We start from the raw sequence: 16258 nt of genomic DNA, 5'->3' as shown, positions 1-16258 counted from the left end.
CTCGGTTCAAGGAAATTGCACTTCAGGGTTGAATCCGCCCTCCGCACCGTTACTCGATGCGGAGTGTCGTCAGTCCAGGATCGGCGTGGCTTCGATCCGTACGGTGTCCAGTCCGATGGCATGCGAGTGGAGGCCATAGGCGCCGGCATCCGGTACGAAATAGCGGAACGCGATGCGCCCGCGACCGCTGCTCGGAATGCCTTGTGCTGCGCCGAGTTGGAAGCGGGTCCAGGTATCGGGATAGCCGTTGACGCCGCTGCCATCCGGACCAGAGAGCAGGTTCGGATTGATGTCCAGCAGCAGCGTGGTGAATCCTCCGACACCCAGCGCTCCAGGCCCGGCGCTGTTGCAGGGTTCGCCGGTGCACAGCCGTACCTGGAGCCGGTCGGCGTAATAGGCGCCGGTTACGGTGCGGGTGTAGAAGCTCAGCGAGGAGCCGCTGCGGAATTCCAGCAAAGGCGTGGCCAGCCAGTCGCTGATGGTGCCGTTGTCACCGGTGGCCTCGAACGTGGTACTGACAAAGCTTTCCGGTGCGCCGGCCTGGGCGTCGAAATAGGAATTGTCGAACAGCCACCAGGTGCGCGCGCCCTCCGGCTCGCTGAAATTGCCGGTGATCCACTGGTTGGCGTGGGTACCTTCCAGCGTGTCGAAGTTATCCACGAAGGAAGGCAACGCGGGTGGGGGCGTGCCGGGCGTATCCCGCAGCGTGCCGCGCACCGGTCTTGCGCGCAGCGAGGTGCCGGCCATGGTTTCGGCCACGATCATGCCGAACTGGAAATCCACGCTCCACGCCCGGCCGACGCTGCCGTCCGGGGTGGAGGACCAGTACTTGGCGATATGCGCCGAAGGGTAGGCGGTGTTGGGAAAGCGATTGGTGTTGATCGCAGGGTCGTAGCAGGCGTGATCGACCAGGGTCATCAGCTCGTTCAGGTCCGGCATCCGCCAGTCGCGGTGTCCGTCCAGGCCGGTGCCGTCGTTGATCGCCTGCACCGCCAACAAGGCGCTTTGCCAGATCATGCTCTGCGCAGTGCCCGAACAGGTGCTGCCATTCCACGCCATGCCGAGCTGGCAGCGCCGCCAGGTCAGGCCAGTGCGGGTGTGGGTGACGGTATGGCCGCCTGCATTGACGACGAAATCCGAATCCGGGGTTTCGCGCGTGAGGTTGGGGTTGCAGGCCGCCTGGGTCGGGCCGGGAAGTGACAACGCCAGGGCAATCACGCAGGGCAGGAACAGGGAACGTTTCATTGGTTGGCCCCTCCACGTACGAGCATGATCCAGTTCAGCGAGGCGTTGGTGGCGTTGGATACGCCAGTGTTGGAGAAGTTGACCCACCAGGCACCTTGGCCATTGGCGGCCGGCGTCGCGGTCCAGTAGCTGTAAGGGCCTTGAAGGGAGTTGACGAAGAATGGCTTGAAGTAGTCCGTATCCACACGTGGGGAATACGCGCCGCGATCCACGATGGACAGCAGTTCGCGCCGGGTGGGAATACGCCAGTCATTCTCACCACACAGGCCCACGGCATTGATGTACTTCACGTATTCGTAGGTATTGCAGGCGGCGCCATTGAGGCTGTTGTTGCAGGTGGAGGTGCCTCCTGGACTACCCGTGCTACCGCCGTTGGTAGCGGGGTTGGGGTCGTACCAGGAAAACCGGTTGCGGTAATCCCGTGCGCCGCCACCGCCGTCGTGCTTGAGCTCCCATGTCAGCCCGGTGACTTCATCATGGACGCAGGCCCACTGTGTGGCGCTGGCCGGCAGCATCACGCCCTGGGACGAAACTTTGGTGAAATCAAAACCAGCGCGCCCGCCGCCGATTTTCGGCAGGCTGCCGGCGGCAGCCAGCGCATCGCGCCCGCGTTCGCCATCCTGCTGAGGCCAGCCCGGTTGCGGGCAGGGCAGGTTGATGGCCGATGCGGTGGCACACCAGCCCACGCCGCTGTCGTTGATGAAGTCGTTGCCGCTGGCGCCGCCGCCGAGTTGCTCGGATTCGAAACCATCGGTGAACAGCGGGGTGGCCTGCGCGAAGGCTGTCGGAGGTGCGGCGAGTGCCAGCGCCAGCGGCAATGCCAGCATCGGGCCTGCGCGGCGGATATGCGCCGCGTGGGGAGGGGTGGTGCGGGAAATATGGATCATGGGAATAACTGCTGCTTTGTTCATTGGAGATATGTTCGAGCAGCCTGATTAGCCCTATCCCTCAGCCAGTCATTCCCGCGGAGGCGGGAATCCAGCCCCTTTTGCGCCATGGCCAGGCAAACAGCACAAGCCAAGTCACTGGATTCCCGCCAAGAACACGCGGGAATGATGAGCTAGAGCCATTTTCCGCCATGGCGCCGGCTGAGAGGTGGGGCTAATCAGGTCGAACAGTGGGTGATGGTGACCGGGCTGCGAATGATGTGCGGTTCAGTCCGTTACTCGCAACTTTTCTGCCAATTCGACCTGATAGGAGCAATAGGCATCTCCGGCAGATACGGAGTTGATTCCGTTCCGTGGTGAACCGACGAAGTGACGTTGTGATCCTCCGATTGTCACTTTCACCACGCCCGACTCCCCTCGCGCCAGTACTCCCGCGTGCACGATGCATCTCACAAAATTGCTGTTTGGCATGTATGCGTCGGTTCCCCTGCATTCCCCGCCCCCTTCGGGGGAAGCGTCCTGCACTAGATAGTGGTAACTTTTGCCGATGTGTCCGCGGTCACAGCCGTACTGGAAGCGACTCAACGATTCCGGAGCGAATTCAGCGCGATACTTCGCAACCGCCTCCTCGATCCGCTTGCGCTTGGCTGCCTCCGCTTCCTCGTTGCGCTTCCGCTCCGCTGCCTCCTCGGCCAGCCGCGTCTCCTCGGCAATCCGGGCTTCCTCGCGCTTGCGCTTGATTTCGGCCAGCAATGCATCGGCCTCCGGCGTGCCGGCGACCAGCGCGCCGGCGCCGTACTCGCTGAGCGGGCGGCCCAGAGCCGGGTCGGTGCTGCCGTCGTACTGGAAGCTGTGGCGCCAGCCCTTGTCGTTGCGCACCGAGCGTGCGGTGCCATAGGTGTTGATGCGTTCCCCGGCGGCACGCACCTGTTTCAGGATGCGCACGCCGTCTTCCACGGTATCGATCTCGTAGGTGGCTTCACGCGGCGCCAGCGTGGCGATGACGCGTGCCACCCAGACGGGATTTTCGTCGCTACCGGTATTGCGGGCCTGTTCGAGTTTGAACTCCTTGAGTTCCAGTAGGCCCGGAATCTCTTGTTCGAACGCGGCACGGATTTCGCTTTGGGTCGGGCCGCTGCTGCCGCAGGCGGCCAGCAGGCCGATGGTGAACAACGCAAGCATCAGGTGTTTCATCTGGATTCCCCTTGGTTGGATCGATGGTGCTGTTAGCGGAAAAGGTTGGTGAGTCGGCTCAGGGCACCGCTTCAGAATTCGTCCAGAGCCTTGTCGCGCTGTTCCGTGCGCCGAGTCTGCTGCTGTTCGGCTGTCCGCTGTTTCTGCGCCCGGTGATGGGCCAATGCCCGGGCAAACAGTGGTGCGTAGACGTAATCGGCTTCTGCGGAAAGTTCGGCGGGGCTGGGAGGCGACGGCGGTGTGCCGCCGAAGGCATAGGCCTTGGACCAGTCCACGTTCCGCGGCCTTTCGTACACGTCGTGCTCGATCGTGATCCAGACTCCTTGCGGATGGCCGGCCCAGCGGTGCAGGTAGGTGCGGGTGGAGTCGACCGGGCGTTTGGGCCAGTATTCGTAGCGCGCCCCGGCATAGTCCTTTTTGACCTTTTCCACCAATGGGTCGATCAGGTCGCGCTTGCCCGACAGGTTCACCTTTACCCGGAAAAGTTGATCCTTGAAGAAGCCAAGACACAGCGTTGTTCCTGAGTCGGTGGCGTAGTTCTTGATCGTTACATCCGTGAGTGCCGAATCAGGGCTCTCGAAGGTGACGCCGAATCGCACGGTCGCCCCTTTCATCCCGGTGGCCATCGTGACGGCCTCAGGATCGGTCTGGCGCAATGCGTCCAGCCACAGTTCGCGCATCGCCAGGTGGTTGTCGCGCTGATCGCCGGACAGGTCGCTCGTGTTGTAGCTGCCGTTGAACGGAAAGGTGAGGGTGTCGTTGCAGGAGTAGTGGCTTTTGCCCGAACCAATGCTGTCGCGGCCGTACTTGTCCGTAGCGACCGGCTTGAGTGGAACGGCCGCCGCGGACATGCCGAACGTGAGTCCGAACGGACCTGCGGCGCCGGCCGGGCCGTGGCCGGCAGAAGCAACACCGCCGGCGGCATCGCCTTGGGCTTTTCCAGGTGGCGGGTGCATTGCGTTGGCAGCCGCGATCTGCGCACGCACTGCTTCGCGTGTGGCGGCGGGCAGCTTGGCTCCGATCTCGGCGATGGCTTTGCTGGCGCGCTCGCGTTGTTCGTCGGTGCTCGCGAACTCGCCTGCGGCCAGTGCGAAAAAATACGCTCTGTCCGGTTGGCGTGGGAAGTCTGGATGGCGCATCGCCGGCAGGTCGGATTCGAGCGTATAGGCCAAGTCGAGCATGGCATCCACGCTGCCCGCTTCGGCCGCTGCGAAAGTGATGCGCCCGGACTGGTTGTTGCACGCCTGTTTTTTCAAGGCCTGCAACGGGGTGGGTCGCTGGAAGAAGCAGCCACGGCTGAGGACGTACAACGCACGTGCATCGGTGAGCGTGCCGTTGCGGTAGGCCGGCAGCAGCAGCTTCACGACTTCGGCATGGTTGTTGGCGCGAAGCGCTGCTTCTGCTGCGTCCAAATCGGCGGCCTGTGCAGAGGCAGGCACAAGGGCCGAGATCAGATATGCCGTCAGGGCATACCGCAGGCGGGTGCGGGCAGGTCGGGCTTGGCGTTTCATGCGGATTCCCCTTGGTTGGATCGATGGTGCTGTTGGCGGAAAAGGTTGCTGGATCGGCTCAGGGCACCGCTTCAGAATTGATCCGGAGCCTTGTCGCGCTGGATCGTCATCGCCGCGTAGACATCCATGCCTTGCAGCACCCGAAGTTCGCTGCTCACGTTCAAGCCCTGTGTCGTTGCCCAGTGGGTCAGCCGACTATCCAGTGGAAGGGCAGGCAGGCCAGGCAGGGGCGAGGTGGGTACCGATACCGCTTCGCTGCCGGTGGGCCGCCCCAGGTGCTGCACCAGAAAGCGGTTCAGGTCCTCAAGCTGGCCCATCGCCATGCCGCCGGTGTTCATGTGATTGCTGGGCGGGCCGGCCAAACGCAGTTCGACGAGTTCGCCTTCGCTGCACAGTGCATGGATGATGTTGAGCAGGTTGGCGACAGGGTGGTGCAGGCGTCCGGCAAGCCGGTCGAAACCGCCCTGCTGACCATGGGTGTTGGCGCGCACCACGTTGAGCGCTGCATCGCAGGGCATGCCGATCCGTAGATCGTCGATACCCGGAGGTGCCATGCCGGGCGAGGGAAAGGCAGCAATGCCGACAGGGGCGGCGGCTTCAACGGGTGACTCGGATGGACTGCCGCAGCCGGCGGAAAGACACGCCAGTGAGCTGACGAGGACTAGGACGAGAAAACGCTTCATGTGGATTCCCTTTGATGGACCGGAACGATGACCCCTAGCGGAATCCCGTGCGCAAACGGCTCATCCCGGCGCAAAAATGTGATCGCCAGGCGTGACCCCGTGGTCCCGGCCTGTTAGTTTCCGCGTCGTGCGGTATGCGTTTCTCAGGGGTGGGGTGCTGTGCCGGATTCATCATTGACCTTGTTGTTGCAGCGCTGGCAGTCCGATCCGGACGACCGCCAGGCGGCCTCGCATCTGGCGGCGGCGGTGTACGCGCAGTTGCGTCAGTTGGCGGCCTCCCGCCTGCGGCATGAGCCGCATACGGTGTCCACGCCCACCGATCTGGTGCACGAGCTGTGGCTGCGGCTGAAGCCGTCGGCGCTGCGTACCGACAGCCGCGCGCATTTCTTCAAGCTGGCTTCGCTTTCGCTGCGACACCTGTTGGTGGATCGGGCGCGCGAGCGTCTGGCGGCCAAGCGTGGCGGTGGTGTGGAGTGTGTCAGCCTGCGCTGGGCGTCCAACGATGCCAGCTTCACCGATCCGCGCCTGCTGGATCTGGATGCGGCGCTGGATCGCCTTCGCCAGCAACACGCGCGGCACGCAGACGTGGTGCAGTTGCGCTGTTTTGCCGGGCTGGCGCTGGATGAGATCGGCGAAGTGCTGGATATCAGCCTGGCCACGGTGAAGCGCGACTGGACGTTCGCCACCGCCTGGCTGGCGGATGCGATGCGGGAGGAAGCATGAGCGGTACGCAATCCGGAAACATCGATCCGGCCGAACTGGAGCGACGGTTCGACGAACTGGCCGGCAGCGATGCGGCAACGCGCGAGATCGCGCTGCGTGCCATGGCAAGAACCACACCGGTGATGGCGCGACGCCTGGCGGCGCTGCTGGATGCGCATCTGCGCCATGCCGACGAAGTGGAGCAGCTCGGCGCATCCGCCCGTTCGGCGCTGGGGCTGTTCGATACCGAAGCGCTGGTCGGGCGCGAACTGGATGGCTGGCATCTGACCGAGGTGCTCGGGCGCGGCGGCATGGGCGTGGTGTTCGGAGCGCAGCGGGTGCGTGAGGGAGTGCGCCAGGACGCCGCGATCAAGCTGCTGTCCATCCCGTTGTTCGATGCCGGTGCCGCCGAACGCTTCCGGCATGAAGCCTTGGCGCTGGCGCGGCTGGACCACCCGGGCATTTGCCGCCTGCGCGATTTTGGCCGCTCGCCGGAAGGTTGGCCGTTCCTGGTGCTGGATCGGGTCGATGGTGCGGCCTTGCATCGCTACGCGGAAGCCAAGCCGCTGGTGCAGAAACTGTCGCTGGTGGCGCGCGTGGCCGATGCGGTCGCGGCTGCGCACCGGCAACTGGTGGTGCATCTGGACATCAAGCCGGAGAACGTGCTGGTGACGCCGGCCGGCGATCCGGTGCTGCTGGATTTCGGCATCGCACGGGTGCTGGGCGAGGACGGCGAAGCCAGCGCCACCGCGACGGTGGCACGCTGGCTCACGCCTGATTACGCCGCGCCTGAACGCCTGCGCGGTGAAGCATCGACGGTCGCGGCCGACATCCACTCACTGGGTGCCTCGCTGTATCGCATCGTTACGGGCCGCACGCCGTTCGATCTGGCCGGGCTTTCGGTCACCGATGCGGTGGCGCGTATCGAGAAAGGCCCGGAGCCGCCGAGCCGGGTGCTGGGTACCTTGCCGCGCGACCTGGATGCGGTGATTGCGCGCGCGATGCATCCGGACCCGGCCCGGCGGTACGCCAGTGCCGGCGATTTCGCGGCTGATCTTCGCGCCATCATCGAGCGCCGCCCGGTGAAGGCGCGGCCGGACAGTCTGGGTTATCGGCTGCGTACCGCATTGCGACGCCATCCGGTGGTGTTGCCGGCCGGCGTCCTGGCGGGTGTGGCCATCCTTGCGATGGCGGCGGTGCTGGCCTGGCAGGCGGCCGATCTGCGCCAACAGCGCGACCGGGCCGAACGCGAAGCGGCGCGCGCCAGCCTGGCGAGCCGCTATCTGATCGATTCGCTGGAGGCGATCAATCCCAAGACCCGCTCGGAAACCGGCATCGGCCTGACCGCGCTGCTGGATGCCACCGAGGAGAGGTTGCGCCTGCAGGGCACCGGCGACCCACGGTTGCAGGTGGACTTGTATCTGCAGGTTGGCCGGATTCGCGTATCGCTGGGCGAGGATGCCGCCGCGCTGGCGCTGTTCGATCGTGCGCTGGAACTGGCGCAGGGCGAAGACAGCGGGATCGAGGCGGTGCAGCAGGCGGCGATCCAGTCCGAGCGGGCCGGTTCGCTGCGTGCGATGGGGCGGCTCGATGAGGCGCTGGAGGCCGCCACGCACGCCGTGGCGCTGGCCGGCGAGCGCGGCAGCGCACGCATCTTCGCCAACCGCCGCATGGCGCAGGTGTTGGAATACATGGGGCGCTACGACGAGGCGCGGGAACTGGTCCAGCTCAGCCTGCCGCTGCTGGAGCCGGACAACCTCACAGGACGCGCCGGCCTGTACAACGACCTGGCCGCGATCGGCCTGGCCGAGCTGGATTTCGAGGCCGCTGAGCGCGGCGCACGGCAGGCCTACGAGCTTTACCGCCAGGCCTATTCGGAACCGCATCTGGATACCACCGAGGCCGCGTGGCGGTTGGCGGCGGGATTGTTGAACCAGGGTCGCGCGGCCGAAGCCGAGCAGTTGCTGGAGGAGGCGCTGGCCATCCGGCGCACGCTCTATGGCGAGGAGCACCACCTGGTCGGCGAGGTGATGACGGTGTTGTCGGGCGCGCAAAGCGTGCTCGGCAAGGCCGAACCGGCACTGGCCAATGCATTGCGCGCCGACGAAATCTATGCGGCCACGCTGGTGCCCGACAGCCCGCGCCACGTGATGACACTGGGCGCCGCCGGCAACCTGCTGCGCGATGCGGGGCGGCTGGACGAGGCCCGGGTCCGCTTCGCGCGCGGCCTGCAAGTCGCACGCAAGGCCTATGGCGACGGACCGCACCTGGTTACCGCATTCTTCGTCCAGGCGTTGGCGACGGTCGATGCGCTGCTGGAGGATTTCTCCAGCGCCCATGATCTGCTGCATGAAGCCTTGGCGATGCACGAGGCGCTGGATGCCAGCGATCGCACCAATGCGATGTATATCCGCCATTCGCTGGCCAGCGTATTGCGCAGCATGGACGACGTGGCTGCCGCGCTGCCGGAGGCCGAGGCCGCGTGGGAGCTGGCGCAGGCGCTGCTGCCCGAGGACGACGCGGAGCGTGCGCTGGTGCGTTCGGAACTGGGTCATGTGCTATTGCTGGCCGGGCAGCATGAGGCGGGGCGCGAACACCTGCTGACCGCCGATCAGGTCATTGGCGGGGAGGACTCGCCGTTGCCGCTGGTCAACCGCATCGGGCATGCCCGCGCCATGCTGCTGATGCATGAGCGCAGTGGCGGTGCCCGGGGCCAGGCCGACATGCAGGCACGGATCTCAAGCCTGGAGGCCGATCGCCCGTCCGCTGCTGTGCCGCCGGCGACGCCGTAGCAGGCAGCGCCACCGTGGTCGCGGTTCCATGCTGTCATCGCGCCGCGAGCAGCGGCCAGCGCGGGTCTGGTCTATGTTCGCGTCCGCCGCGCAATCCCACCCATGCGGCAACGGCTCCGCAGGAAGGCGTACGCCCGCACGCCGGAAACGACGCAAAAGCTGCCGTCGCCCCGCCTGCGCAAACGGATGTTCGCCGCCCCCGCGCCCGCTACACTACGCCCCCCCTCCCGAGCGCCGGAAACCGGCCTCGCATCGTCGCCGACTGCTTCGCAGGTGATGCAGAATGGGCGGTTGAATTTCCTATACTCCGGCTTGGGCGGCGTCGGCCGGTCGGGCTCCTGCAAGGAGGATGGACCGATGTCGAAACCCGTGACCTACGCAAGCTTCGTGGCAGTTGCAACGCTGCTCCTTGGCGGTTGCGCCGTGCCCTCGCTCGGCATCCGCCTCGGCACCATACCGGCAGCAAGCGGCAAGGTGGAAGTAGTGGACCTGCGGCCTGAGGGACGCAAGCACATCTGGCGCGATCCGAAGTTCGGACGCATGGCGAACCTGACCTACATCGGCGATGCGGACACGGTGCCCGACCGCCTGGCATTGCTGCGGGCGATGCTTGATGCGGACGCGGAATTCGTGCAGCGCTTCGCGCGCGTGGGGACTAGCCGGGCGCGGGTGGACTGGACCTCGGAGCGGTGCTCGCGGAGCTTGCGCGTCGTGGCGTCAACGAGTTCCAGGTAGAGGCGGGGCCGACGCTCGGTGGGAGGTTGTTCGATGCCGGGCGGGTCGACGAGCTCCTGCGCTATGTCGCGCCCCTCCTGCTCTTCGATGCGGCATGGCCCCTGCTGGCCCTGCTGCGGCCGGCAGCGCGTACGGAAGGCAAGAGCCTGCGCGTCCGAGCCCGCGCGTCAGCCGGCGGGCCGGGGTCGGGAGGGCGGCACGAGGCCCCAGCGGGCCGCTCGGGGAAGGGGAGCGGCCCGCGGTTTGGGCCTCGACGCGACCGCCAAGGCGATCGCCGCTTGAGGCCGGCCCCGGTTCGTCGCTATAATTCCGCGGCTTTGTTTGCGCAAGGCCCTTCATTTCCCGCCGCGCGGCGGATCTTTCCTGGCGGATCAGGCGGTGCGTACGGTGGATGCCGGCGTTCCTGCAGGTCCCGCGTCAACGAGGTCACCATGTCCATCGACACCGCAAAAATCATCAACGACTACAAGCGCAGCGCCAACGATACCGGCTCGCCCGAAGTGCAGGTTGCCCTGCTGTCGGCCCGCATCGAAATGCTCACCGAGCACTTCAAGGTCCACAAGCAGGACCACCACAGCCGCCGCGGCCTGCTGATGCTGGTCAACCAGCGCCGCAGCATGCTGGGTTATCTCAAGAGCAAGGACAACGAGCGCTACAAGACGCTGATCGAGCGTCTCGGCCTGCGCCGCTGATCCAACCGTTTCAACCGCGCGGCGCAGAAATGCGCCGCGCGCGTTTTTCCGGATGCGATTGCATCCAGTCTCCCGCGGCAGCACGTGCGATCGCGGGATCACACGCAAGTCCAAGGAATCCAGATCGTGGCGAAAGTTAGCAAGTCATTCCAGTACGGCAATCACCAGGTCACCCTGGAAACGGGTGAGATCGCGCGCCAGGCCAGCGGTGCGGTGATGGTGAACGTGGACGGCACCGTCGTGCTCGTTACCGCCGTCGCCGCCAAGAGCGCACGCGAAGGCCAGGACTTCTTCCCGCTGACGGTCGATTACGTCGAGAAGTTCTACGCCGGCGGCCGCATCCCCGGCGGCTTCTTCAAGCGCGAAGGCCGCCCGACCGAAAAGGAAACCCTGATCAGCCGCCTGATCGATCGCCCGATCCGCCCGCTGTTCCCCGAGGACTACAAGAACGAAGTGCAGATCATCGCCCAGGTGATCTCGCTGAATCCGGAAGTGGACGGCGACATTCCTGCCCTGATCGGCGCCTCGGCCGCGCTGGCGCTGGCCGGCACGCCGTTCCAGGGCCCGATCGGTGCCGCCAAGGTCGGCTACAGGGACGGGCAGTACCTCCTCAACCCGAGCGTCTCCGAGCTGAAGGACTCCCAGCTCGAGTTGGTCGTCGCCGGTACCTCCAACGCCGTGCTGATGGTCGAATCCGAAGCCGCGCTGCTGAGCGAAGAAGTGATGCTCGGCGCCGTCACCTTCGGCCATCGCGAGATGCAGAAGGTCATCAGCGCGATCAACGAGCTCGTCGTCGAAGCCGGCGCCAAGCCCAGCGACTGGGTTGCCCCGGCCAAGAACGCGGCGCTGATCGCCGCCCTGAAGGAAGCCGTCGGCACGCAGCTGGCCGGTGCCTTCAAGATCACCGACAAGCTCCAGCGCCGCGACGCCATCGCCGCGATCAAGAAGGACGTTCTGGAGCAGCTCGCCGGTCGCGCCGAAGCCGACGGCTGGGACAAGGCCGAGCTGTCCAAGGAGTTCGGCGAGCTGGAATACCGCACCCTGCGCGACGCGGTGCTCGACACGAAGGTCCGCATCGACGGCCGCGCGCTCGACACCGTGCGCCCGATCACCGTGAAGGCCGGCGTGCTGCCGCGCACCCACGGCTCGGCGCTGTTCACCCGCGGCGAGACCCAGGCCATCGTGGTCACCACGCTGGGCACGGCGCGCGATGGCCAGATCATCGATGCCATCGCCGGTGAATACAAAGACAACTTCCTGTTCCATTACAACTTCCCGCCGTTCTCGGTGGGCGAGTGCGGCCGCTTCGGCGCGCCCAAGCGTCGCGAAATCGGCCACGGCCGCCTTGCCAAGCGCGGCGTGATGGCGGTGATGCCCTCGCTGGAAGAGTTCCCCTACACCGTGCGCGTGGTGTCGGAAATCACCGAATCCAACGGCTCCTCCTCGATGGCCTCGGTCTGCGGCAGCTCGCTGGCGCTGATGGATGCCGGCGTGCCGGTCAAGGCACCGGTCGCGGGCATCGCGATGGGCCTGGTGAAGGAAGGGGATCGCTACGTCGTGCTGTCCGACATCCTCGGCGACGAGGACCACCTCGGCGACATGGATTTCAAGGTGGCCGGCTCCGCCGAAGGCATTTCCGCGCTGCAGATGGACATCAAGATCGACGGCATCACCGAGGAGATCATGAAGGTGGCGCTGGCCCAGGCCCGGCAGGGCCGCCTGCACATCCTCGGCGAGATGGCCAAGGCGCTGACCACGCCGCGCGCCGAGCTCTCCGAGTACGCCCCGCGCCTTTTGACCATCAAGATCCATCCGGACAAGATCCGCGAGGTGATCGGCAAGGGCGGCGCGACGATCCAGTCCATCACCAAGGAAACCGGCACCCAGATCGACATCCAGGACGACGGCACCATCGTCATCGCCTCGGTCAACAACGCCGCGGCGCAGGCCGCCAAGGCCCGCATCGAGCAGATCACCAGCGACGTCGAGCCGGGTCGAGTCTACGAGGGCAAGGTCGCCAAGATCATGGACTTCGGTGCCTTCGTCACCATCGCTCCCGGCAAGGACGGCCTGGTGCACGTCTCGCAGATTTCCAACGAGCGCGTCGAGAAGGTCTCCGACAAGCTCAAGGAAGGCGACCTGGTCAAGGTCAAGGTGCTGGAAGTGGACAAGCAGGGCCGCATCCGCCTGTCGATGAAGGCGCTGGACGAGAACGGCGGCGAGTAATTCCCCGTCAACAGAAACACCAGAAAAAAGCGGGCTTTGGCCCGCTTTTTTTCATGTTGATTCGAGCCTGATTCCGCGCGCCCGGCGCAACGCTCAGCCGCGCCGCTGGGCGTGATCGAGCATCTGGCGGGCGTGGGCGAGGGTGGCTTTGGTGATGTCCACGCCGCCCAGCATCCGCGCCAGCTCGTCCACGCGCGCCTGCGCGTCGAGCGCCTCGATCCGGCTCTGGGTGCCGTCGCCGTCGTCGGCCTTGCTTACCCGCAGGTGCTGGTGCCCCTGCGCCGCGACCTGCGGCAGGTGGGTGACGCACAGCACCTGGCGCTCGTTGCCCAGGGCGCGCAGCGCCTGGCCGACGACTTCGGCCACGGCACCGCCGATGCCGGTATCGACCTCGTCGAACACCATCGTCGGCACCGCGTCCAGGCCCATCGCGGCAACTTCGATGGCGAGGCTGATGCGCGACAGTTCGCCGCCCGAGGCGACCTTGCGCAGCGCGCGCGCCGGCTGACCGGGGTTGGCGCTGACCAGGAACTCGACCCGTTCGGCACCGTCGCCCTGCGGCGCGTCGCCGTCAATCGGCTCCAGCGATGCGGCGAAGGTCCCGCCGGCCATTCCGAGACCGTCCATGATCGCGCTGACGCGGGTCGAAAGCGTCGTGGCCGCGTCCTTTCGCCCGGCGCTGACCTGCGCCGCGGCGCTGCGCCAGCGCGCCAGCGCGTCGTCGCGCGCGCGCGCCAGATCGGCCAGCTGCGCCTCGCTGTTGCCCAATTCGTCCAGCTCCTGCTGCAGCGCCTGCTGCCGCGCCGCCAGCGCGGGCAGGGTGGTGCGGTGCTTGCGCGCCAGGTCGTGCAGGCGCGCGAGCCGGGCGTCGAGCGCGGCCAGGCGCTCGGGATCGAGGTCGAAGCCGTCGCGCAGGCGTTCGAGCGCCGCGGCGGCCTCGTCGACCTGGATCTGCGCGCCGTCCAGCAGGGCGTCGATCTCGGCCAGTCCGGGTTCGTGTTCGACCAGGCGCATGAGGTCGTGACGCAGGCGGCGCAGCAGGTCGGGAAGATCGCCCTCCAGCACCGCGGCGGCGCGGCCGCAGCCTTCGATCAGGGCGGTGGCATGGCTCTGGCGGCGGTGTTCGTTCAGCAGGTTTTCGATGGCCTCGGGGGCGAGATTTTCGTTCGCCAGCTCCGCGATCTGGTGCTCCAGGTACAGGCGACGGTCGGCGCTGTCGCCGCGCGCCTGCAGAGCGGTGATGGCCTGGGTCGCGCGCTGCCAGTCGCGCGCGCTGTCGCGCAGCTGCGCGAGGGCCTCGGGATGACGCGCGAAGGCATCAAGCAGGGCAAGCTGATGGCGGCGATCCAGCAGCGCCTGATGCTCGTGCTGGCCGTGGATTTCCACCAGGAGCGCACCGAGCGCGGCCAGTTGGGCCACGGTGGCCGGCCGGCCGTTGATCCAGGCGCGCGAACCGCCGTCGGCGCGGATCACCCGGCGCAGCTGGCACTCGGCGTCTTCGTCAAGATCGTTTTCGTGCAGCCAGGCCAGCGCCGGGGAGTCCGCAGCGGGCGCGAATCGCGCCACCAGTTCGGCGCGCTCCGCGCCGTGGCGCACCGCGCCTGCATCCGCGCGCGCGCCGGTGAGCAGCATCAGGGCATCCACCAGCAAGGACTTGCCCGCGCCGGTTTCGCCCGAGACCACGGTCAGGCCGCCGACGGGCGCGATCTCGATCTCGCGGACGATCGCAAAATCCTTGACGAAGAGGGAAACCAGCATGAAATGAGTGGCAATCCACCGCAACCGCGCGGCGGGCGCACGCTAGCACGGGCGGCGGCGTCCGCCAACGCTTGTCGAACCGCGTCCGCGTCCCCACATCTAGCGGGAAATCTTCTACGATCGCCGCCGTGAACCTGTCGCTCGACGCCCGCTCCCGCCATCTCCTGCAGACCCTGATCGCGCAGTACATCCGCGACGGGGTGCCGGTCGGCTCGCGCACCCTGTCCAAATCCGCGGGACTCGACATTTCCCCGGCCACGATCCGCAACGTCATGGCCGATCTGGAGGACGTGGGTCTGGTCGCCACCCCGCACACTTCGGCCGGGCGCGTGCCGACCGCGCAGGGCTATCGCCTGTTCGTCGACAGCCTGCTGCAGGTCGAGCCGCTGGATGAGGCCCAGATGGCGCAGATCGGCCAGCGCCTGACGCCGCAGCTGGGCACCCACGGCCTGATCAGCAAGGTCTCCGAGCTGCTTTCGGCCATGACCCACTTCGTCGGCATGGTGACGGTGCCGCGGCGCGACCAGTTCGCGCTGCGCCACATCGATTTCGTGACGCTCGATCCCGAGCGGGTGCTGGTGATCCTGGTGTTCACCGACAACGAGGTGCAGAACCGCATCGTCCACACCCGCCGCCCGTATTCGCCGGCCGAGCTGGAGCGCACCGCGAATTATCTGAATCAGCATTTCGCCGGGCTGCCGCTGCCCGCGATCCGGCAGCGCCTTCGTGCCGAGCTGGCCGAGGCGCGCAGCGAGGTCGATCGCCTGCTGACCGTGGTCGCCGATGTCGCCGAAGGAGCCTTTGCCGAAGTGGGCGAGGACGACATGCTGGTGGCCGGCCAGACCCAGCTCATGGGCGTGCAGGATCTTTCCGATCTGGACCGGTTGCGTGACCTGTTCGAGGCGTTTTCGCGCAAGAAGGAACTCCTGCAGCTGCTGGAAGGCTGCGCCCACGCCCAGGGCGTGCGGCTGTTCATCGGTGAGGAAAGCGGCGTGGCGCCGCTCGGACAGTGCTCGGTGGTGACCGCGCCCTACGGCGTGGACGGCCGCGTGCTGGGCGTGCTGGGCGTGATCGGCCCCACCCGCATGGCCTACGACCGGGTCATTCCGATGGTGCAGGCGACCGCCAACGTGCTGGGCGCGGCCTTGAATCGCGCCGGGCAGGCCCAATAAGCCCCTGAGTGTGCCGCCGGCGTGCTTGCGCGCGCCGGCTGCCTTCTTTTCCTTCCGATTGCCGTTACCCACGGAGAGATTCCGATGACGACACACCACCACCCGGACGCGACCGCGCAGGATCTTCCGGACAATCCCGACGACCTGGCGCTGCGGATCGAGGCGCTGGAGCAGGAGTTGGGTCAGGCGCGCGACGAGCAGCTGCGCGACCGCGCCGAGCTGGAGAACCAGCGTCGGCGCCTGCTGCGGGAAGCCGAGCAGGCGCGCAGGTTCGCCAATGAAAAGCTCCTGGCCGAACTGCTGCCCGTGTTCGACAGCCTGGAGGCGGGGCTTGCCGCCAACGGCGAGGCCGGAAGCCTGCGCGAGGGCGTGGAACTGACCCTGCGCCAGCTCACCCGCGTGGCCGAGGCCAACGGCCTGCAGGTGGTCGACCCGGCCGGGCAGGCCTTCGATCCCGAGCGGCACCAGGCGATGAGCGTGGCGGCCTCGGAAGCACACGCGCCGGGCAGCGTGGTGCAGGTCTACCAGAAGGGCTATGTGCTCAACGACCGCCTGCTTCGCCCGGCGCTGGTGGTGGTCGCCGCCGAATAGGGCATCGGCGCACCGGCCGGAAGCGATTTCCGCGCACCGGCCCTTGAAGCGGCGGACAAAACCCCTACAT

The 16258-nt window shown here is 66.7% G+C and carries 13 protein-coding genes; 7 read left to right on the top strand and 6 right to left on the bottom strand.

Annotated elements, in window-relative coordinates; all coding sequences use genetic code 11:
• Positions 1-69 precede the first annotated feature (69 nt).
• The 5 genes from WB794_RS01400 to WB794_RS01380 all read right to left on the bottom strand — a co-directional run bounded on the left by WB794_RS01400 (position 70) and on the right by WB794_RS01380 (position 5520).
• Complete coding sequence (locus WB794_RS01400; protein ID WP_337334058.1) at positions 70-1245, bottom strand: Lcl domain-containing protein; 1176 nt, start codon at positions 1243-1245, stop codon at positions 70-72.
• Positions 1242-2132, bottom strand: coding sequence for an Lcl C-terminal domain-containing protein (locus WB794_RS01395; protein ID WP_337334057.1), 891 nt, complete (start codon positions 2130-2132; stop codon positions 1242-1244). Before WB794_RS01395 ends, WB794_RS01400 begins: the two co-directional genes overlap by 4 nt.
• A 267-nt stretch (positions 2133-2399) precedes the next feature.
• A complete protein-coding gene (locus WB794_RS01390; RefSeq protein ID WP_337334056.1) occupies positions 2400-3326 on the bottom strand; it encodes an LCCL domain-containing protein in 927 nt (308 codons plus the stop codon).
• A gap of 71 nt (positions 3327-3397) precedes the next feature.
• Positions 3398-4837: a hypothetical protein gene (locus WB794_RS01385; protein WP_337334055.1), complete on the bottom strand. Its 1440-nt coding sequence runs from the start codon at positions 4835-4837 to the stop codon at positions 3398-3400.
• A gap of 71 nt (positions 4838-4908) precedes the next feature.
• Positions 4909-5520 (bottom strand): hypothetical protein, encoded by a 612-nt coding sequence (locus tag WB794_RS01380; RefSeq protein WP_337334054.1) that lies wholly within the window; start codon positions 5518-5520, stop codon positions 4909-4911.
• A gap of 174 nt (positions 5521-5694) precedes the next feature.
• On the opposite strand from WB794_RS01380, the gene WB794_RS01375 reads away from it, so the two are divergent.
• From WB794_RS01375 to pnp, 5 genes are all read left to right on the top strand, one after another.
• Entirely contained in the window at positions 5695-6243 is a 549-nt protein-coding gene (locus tag WB794_RS01375; RefSeq protein ID WP_337334053.1) for an ECF-type sigma factor, read from the top strand.
• Positions 6240-9014, top strand: coding sequence for a serine/threonine-protein kinase (locus WB794_RS01370; RefSeq protein ID WP_337334052.1), 2775 nt, complete (start codon positions 6240-6242; stop codon positions 9012-9014). The genes WB794_RS01375 and WB794_RS01370 overlap by 4 nt, the downstream gene beginning before the upstream one ends.
• A gap of 357 nt (positions 9015-9371) precedes the next feature.
• A complete protein-coding gene (locus WB794_RS01365; protein ID WP_337334051.1) occupies positions 9372-9749 on the top strand; it encodes a hypothetical protein in 378 nt (125 codons plus the stop codon).
• Between the two features lie 431 nt (positions 9750-10180).
• Positions 10181-10441, top strand: coding sequence for a 30S ribosomal protein S15 (gene rpsO, locus WB794_RS01355; protein WP_337334050.1), 261 nt, complete (start codon positions 10181-10183; stop codon positions 10439-10441).
• 126 nt (positions 10442-10567) lie between these two features.
• Positions 10568-12667: a polyribonucleotide nucleotidyltransferase gene (gene pnp, locus WB794_RS01350; protein WP_337334049.1), complete on the top strand. Its 2100-nt coding sequence runs from the start codon at positions 10568-10570 to the stop codon at positions 12665-12667.
• Between the two features lie 93 nt (positions 12668-12760).
• Here the strand turns inward: pnp and recN are convergent, their stop codons facing one another.
• Positions 12761-14425 carry a DNA repair protein RecN gene (gene recN, locus WB794_RS01345; RefSeq protein ID WP_337334048.1) on the bottom strand — a complete coding sequence of 555 codons (1665 nt, stop codon included), beginning with the start codon at positions 14423-14425 and terminating at the stop codon, positions 12761-12763.
• A 128-nt stretch (positions 14426-14553) separates the two neighbouring features.
• Between recN and hrcA the strand changes: the two genes are divergently transcribed.
• On the top strand, positions 14554-15597 hold the full coding sequence (gene hrcA, locus WB794_RS01340; RefSeq protein ID WP_337334047.1) for a heat-inducible transcriptional repressor HrcA: 1044 nt from the start codon (positions 14554-14556) through the stop codon (positions 15595-15597).
• A gap of 84 nt (positions 15598-15681) precedes the next feature.
• Entirely contained in the window at positions 15682-16188 is a 507-nt protein-coding gene (gene grpE, locus WB794_RS01335; protein ID WP_337334046.1) for a nucleotide exchange factor GrpE, read from the top strand.
• The last annotated feature ends 70 nt before the right edge of the window (positions 16189-16258 follow it).

It is taken from the genome of Denitratimonas tolerans (assembly GCF_037203605.1).
In the GTDB taxonomy this organism is placed as follows: Bacteria; Pseudomonadota; Gammaproteobacteria; order Xanthomonadales; family Xanthomonadaceae; genus Denitratimonas; species Denitratimonas tolerans.
Note: the sequence above shows the minus strand (reverse complement) of the source record. Positions and strands in the feature narration are given on the sequence as shown.